This window comes from Metallosphaera javensis (ex Hofmann et al. 2022) (assembly GCF_022064045.1).
GTDB lineage: Archaea > Thermoproteota > Thermoprotei_A > Sulfolobales > Sulfolobaceae > Metallosphaera > Metallosphaera javensis.
Genome location: NZ_JAKNCW010000038.1, coordinates 1 through 5065 on the forward strand (window position 1 = coordinate 1; position 5065 = coordinate 5065).

The following is a 5065-nucleotide window of genomic DNA, read 5'->3' on the forward strand; positions in this document are numbered from 1 at the left end:
GGACCTGAAGTACCCTGGAGATGGCCCTCATGCTCATCCCGTTCGCGTACATCCTGAGGGCCCTCTCCCTCACGCTCTCATCGTGATGGTGCTTCGCTCCCTTCACGTCTTCCCGCACTCCCTGCACAGGTAGAACTGCCTTCCCGTCACCTTCCCGTTCTTAACCACGTGATTCCGCACGAGGGACAGGGAACGTCCCCGTAAACAGGTTTCCTTCCCCTCTTGGCCATAAGTAATACTCCCTATACAAATATTTATACCTTAATGACGACGCCATGGACACTTTCGTGTATAAACGTTAGGTTATATGCGAGATTGACGTGACCTCCCTCTCACCTTAAAAACTTTATAGCTAGGTAACGCAGGATTTTGGCTAATGTATACCTGCATAGATCCCCTGAAGGTCTCGGAGGAGCTCGGTAGGCAAGTGAAGAGGCTGGCGAGGATGCAGGACGCTGTGAGGAGTGACACGTTCGTGAAGTTGACGGGCGCGCTGGCGTTGACGGGAGAGAACATGCACGCCATGTCAAGGATCGCGGGCTTCAACTACGGGAACGGGTTGAGGAAGCTGGACGATCTATCCGCGGTGGAGCTGGAGAGGGTCGTGAAGGCTCTGGTCAGGGACGATCCGGTCCTGCTAATCGTGGACGACACGCACGACGTGAAGAGGTATGCCCTGGCTGAGCCCGTTTCCGGGACGTGGGCGCAGATCTTCTACGTCCCGGGCGAAGGGGCGTTCCTTCCCTCGCTTCAGCTCCTGGTCATTGCGGTGAAGGACCTGAGGACAAACCAGGTCTATCCGGTTCACGTGGAGATCTACGTGCCCAGGAAGGTTATGGACGAGCTGGAGAAGAGGGGAGTAGTGGTTACCTTCAGGACCAAGATAGAGCTCATGCTGGAGCTAGTGTCCAGGTTGAGGGAGATCTTCAACGTTCAGGGGATAGTGTTCGACACGTGGTACGTGAACGGGCGAACCCTCCTCCCGGACCTGGTCTCGGAGCTCAAGTCCAACGCCCGGGTAGCTGAGGGTGGCGAACCTAGGCGAGTGGACGAGCTCGGGCCAGGGGTTCACCACGTCACGTACAGGGGCGTCCCCATTAAGTTACTCGTGGTGGATTATAAGGGTCACGGTAGGAGATACTTCTTCTCCACCGATACCTCCACGCCCGAGGAGGAGATCCTGACTGCGTGGGAGAACAGGTGGGACGTGGAGGTGATCATCAGGGAGATGAAGCAGCTGGGGCTCGAGGAGGGATCGCACAGGTCCCTAACGCGTACCCTGGGCTTCATCAAGCTCGTAGCCCTCACGTTGATCGCGCTCCTCCTCGTGAGGTACTCCCTCAAGCTCTCCCTGGGGGTCAAAGAGATTTCCACTACGTTGAAAAGAGTTTACCTGGGTCTCAAGAGGAGGCGAAAAGTGTAAAGTGGCACGTTAATCTCGTATATAACCTATAAACGTTAAGAATATAGCTCAAATAAACATATTACTAATGAAGGTTTGTGAGGAATACGTTATATGAATTAAGCTTTTCCATTCATCATGACAACTGTTGGACAACATTTATAGGAAATTATGTTATTGAAAATCTTTCGCGTTTCGTAAATTTGGAAAAGGGTTATGTTAGAAGTACTATAATATTGGAAAAGAAACATAAGGATTTAATTTATACAATAAAGAAACATAGGTCATACATCGACTATTATTCGCTACATACTTCCGGCAGATATGTGATATTTGATTTCAAGAAAAATACCCATCGTGTATTGGAAGCCATACTTTCGTTGGACGGATTAGTAGTTGATGATTTTAAATATGATGGGAAGGAATTTTGGAAAGTGTTAATATATAGGGATAAAATCAATGAGCTTTTAGATATATTGAAGAGCGAAGGGGATATCCAGGTTTTAGGTATGAAGGAGTATGAACATAAAGAAGACGAATTAACTCCACAAGAGTTAAAAATACTGAGTCTAGCATTTATGCAAGGTTATTTTAACTTTCCAAAATCCATAAGAATGGGTAAACTGGCCAAATTCTTAGGTGTTAACAAAGCCACTGTCGCTTATCATTTGAGGTCGGCGGAGCGTAAAATGATCAACAGATATCTAGAGGAATTGAGATTTAGGAACATTATTCAAGCTAAAAAAGACTATGAAACCTAACTCCTCCTGTTTATCCTCCACGAAGTGTAAAGGGTTACTCCAAGGCCCTTGTAGCTGTATCCTCCTTGACGAGTAATACTCCTATCAAGCCCAGAACACCGTAAATCACACTTACTAATGCCACGTAAGGCCAACCTATTAAATAATTATCATTAAATTGTTGAAGTATAAACGTCATTATTATTGGTGCTAATCCTCCAGATAAAGGTGTTGCAAGATTTATTGCAAACGACGTCGCCGTGTATCTATATTTTGTTGGAGTATATTCAGCATAAAACGTTGGCATTACAGACCATCCAAATAATTCTATAACATAATATGCAGCAACGGCAAGTATAACTAAAGATGGAACTCTTGTATTCATTAGAATGAAGAAAGGAAAACTAAATAAAATGACTCCAATGGGACTAATTATCATGATCTTTTTCCTGCTTCCTATAACATCACTAAGATACGCTGCTACCATTGTTCCAAATACTGTAGCTATAGCTCCTATCATTACTGCTAAAGTTGCAAAGCTTGAATTAAAATGAAGAAATGATTTTATATATGCTTGACTGAAGCTAATTGCAATATAGAAACCTGCACTGGCCTCTAGGAATATCATAGCCATGATAAAAACTTTCTTCCAATCTTTTTTCATCATGTCAACAAATGGTATCTTCGATATTTCTTTTTTAGAAAGCAACTTGGTGAAGAGTGGGGTTTCATAGACTTTATATCTTAAAACAGCTGCAGTGATGGCTACTACAAATCCAATATAGTATGCTATTCTCCATCCAGAACTTAAAAATACCGGCTCGGGTAGTCTTTCGAGTAATAAGAAAGCGACATTTCCAAGAATAACGCCAAACTGAAGCCCTTGCTGAATCCAACTTACCCAGAATCCCCTGAACCTTTTAGTACTTACGAACTCAGTTAACATCGTAGCTGCCCCACCCCACTCGCCACCTATCCCAAGTCCCTGAAGTAGCCTAAAAAGAGTGAGCAAGATAGGTGCCAGTATACCTATTTGGGATAAAGAAGGATCTAGACCTATACCTAGAGTGCCTATGCCCATAGTTAATAATGTCCATACTAGTGACGATTTCCTCCCAATTTTATCTCCAAAATGACCGAATAAAATTGATCCTATAGGTCTAGACAAGAAACCTATCCCAAAAACGGTAAAGGATAGGAGCAGTGCTGTAGCGGGGTTAGAAGAAGAAAAGTATATTTCAGGCCACACTATTGCTGCTGCTGTTGATGACACTACAAAATCATACCATTCAAGAGACGTACCTATATTAAGTACGGCTGTTATTTTTACAAGATCTTTCCTTGCAAGTTCTCCTCCACTCATTTCAGCACCTCTTAATTCAATTTGAGCATAAAAATTTAAAAATTAAAATTATAGAATTTCTTTGAATTCAAAGATAGAATATTCATTAAAGATTCTTTTCCTAGCTCACTTTGATTCTCTATGAAGTTCCTTACTGCACCAATCACCATTTCTTCATGGCCATAATCTGTGGCAAAGACTAATTGCGATCCTATACCCATTTTTCTTATCATATATTCCAAGATATCTGTAGGTTCTTCGGCCTCAACACTTACATATATATTTCCTGACTTCAAGTATTCTAATGGCTGGGCCTTAGGAAGCTCGTTTATACCATAATATTCCTTTGCTATTTTTATGGATGGATGCTCATATTGCTCGCTGTAATAAAATATCCAGTAGGGAAGCCAAGTGGATCCGGCCTCTGCCAGCAAAACTTTGATGTTAGGATATCTATCAAAGTAACCTTCACCAATTAGCAATGTGAGTAATATTTCCATGGTTATAGAGTGGGTCATAACTCTTGAATAAAGATACTTTCTCCCTAGCAAAATCCATGGTAACGGCAGTGAGGATAGAGAGTGGATGGTGACAGGAACATTAAGTTTTGAGACCTCTTTCCAGAACGGATCGAATGAAGGATCGGCAACTGTTTTTATTCCGTTCCCCACTTCACCTTCACCAATAACTATCGGTGGAATTGCAATTCCGGCATAACCATTGTAGTTTACCACTCTATGTAGCTCGTCGATGGCAAGTCCGACATCCTGTAATGGCACGACATAATTAGCCTTAATCCTTTCAATGCTTTCTAGTTTATCTGAAACATATTGATTGTATGCCCTGCACAGTGAGGCAGCGTAATTAGCATCCTTGATCATAGCTATGGGTATAGCTAGCGTAGGATTCACAACCTGCATATATACTCCCATCCTATCCATGTCCCTAAGTCTTCCCTCTATGTCATCTAACGAGCCGTCCCTAGCAGACGGTGTCTCACTGTGCATATCTATTACTTTACCAAACCTTGGATGATCAAAATGCTGAATTAGACCTTTGACGGGACCTGGTCCAGGCGCTCTTAACGGCCTCGGTACTAACATACCATCAATCACCCAATATCTGGTTCCAAACTCCACATCTTCTACAACTTGAGGTAACTTGTACTTTGAATCCAGGTATTTTTGGTAATGCTCAAGCTTCTCAACTATATGTGCATCTGCATCTATGACTTTTATCTCTTTATTAAAGATACTTTCCAATTTTTCCTTCTCACTCATTTTGTCTTCCCAATCACAAGCTAGACAAAGTCGTAAAAATAACATTCTCAAACGACGTTTAAGGCCGTTAATGACAAAAATGGGTTGAGATCGTTCCCGAAAGCATTATACTTTCATAATTTTACGGGGAAAATAACATAGTTAAACTGCTTCAGAGTGTCGTCATGAAGGTATAAATATTTGTATAAAGAGTATTACTTGTGGCCAGGAGGGGAAGGAAACCGGTCTACAGGGACGTTCCCTGTCCCTCTTGTGGAAGTAATCACGTGGTTAAGAACGGGAAGATAAGGGGAAGGCAGTT

Annotated in this window: 5 protein-coding genes and 1 pseudogene; 3 read left to right on the forward strand and 3 right to left on the reverse strand. The window is 42.8% G+C overall.

Annotated elements, in window-relative coordinates; genetic code table 11:
- Window positions 1-230, reverse strand: a pseudogene (locus L3N51_RS12190) (transposase-like zinc-binding domain-containing protein); the annotation flags it as partial.
- 146 nt (window positions 231-376) lie between these two features.
- Here L3N51_RS12190 and L3N51_RS12195 point away from each other — a divergent pair.
- Window positions 377-1423, forward strand: coding sequence for an ISNCY family transposase (locus L3N51_RS12195; protein ID WP_238027492.1), 1047 nt, complete (start codon window positions 377-379; stop codon window positions 1421-1423).
- A 77-nt stretch (window positions 1424-1500) separates the two neighbouring features.
- Window positions 1501-2163, forward strand: a complete 663-nt coding sequence (locus L3N51_RS12725) for a helix-turn-helix domain-containing protein (RefSeq protein WP_238027493.1) — start codon at window positions 1501-1503, stop codon at window positions 2161-2163.
- Window positions 2164-2197: 34 nt separating this feature from the next.
- Here the strand turns inward: L3N51_RS12725 and L3N51_RS12205 are convergent, their stop codons facing one another.
- Together L3N51_RS12205 and L3N51_RS12210 are read right to left on the reverse strand one after the other, a co-directional pair.
- Window positions 2198-3505: an MFS transporter gene (locus L3N51_RS12205; RefSeq protein WP_238027494.1), complete on the reverse strand. Its 1308-nt coding sequence runs from the start codon at window positions 3503-3505 to the stop codon at window positions 2198-2200.
- Window positions 3506-3540: 35 nt separating this feature from the next.
- Window positions 3541-4764, reverse strand: a complete 1224-nt coding sequence (locus L3N51_RS12210; protein WP_238027495.1) for an amidohydrolase family protein — start codon at window positions 4762-4764, stop codon at window positions 3541-3543.
- Window positions 4765-4964: 200 nt separating this feature from the next.
- Between L3N51_RS12210 and L3N51_RS12785 the strand changes: the two genes are divergently transcribed.
- On the forward strand, window positions 4965-5065 hold a 101-nt coding region (locus tag L3N51_RS12785), incomplete at its 3' end, for a transposase-like zinc-binding domain-containing protein (protein WP_428846166.1).

Coding starts and splice junctions, on each gene's coding strand:
- L3N51_RS12195 (WP_238027492.1), top strand. CDS start 377: ATGTATACCTGCATAGATCCCCTGAAGGTCTCGGAGGAGCTCGGTAGG.
- L3N51_RS12205 (WP_238027494.1), bottom strand. CDS start 3,505: ATGAGTGGAGGAGAACTTGCAAGGAAAGATCTTGTAAAAATAACAGCC.
- L3N51_RS12210 (WP_238027495.1), bottom strand. CDS start 4,764: ATGAGTGAGAAGGAAAAATTGGAAAGTATCTTTAATAAAGAGATAAAA.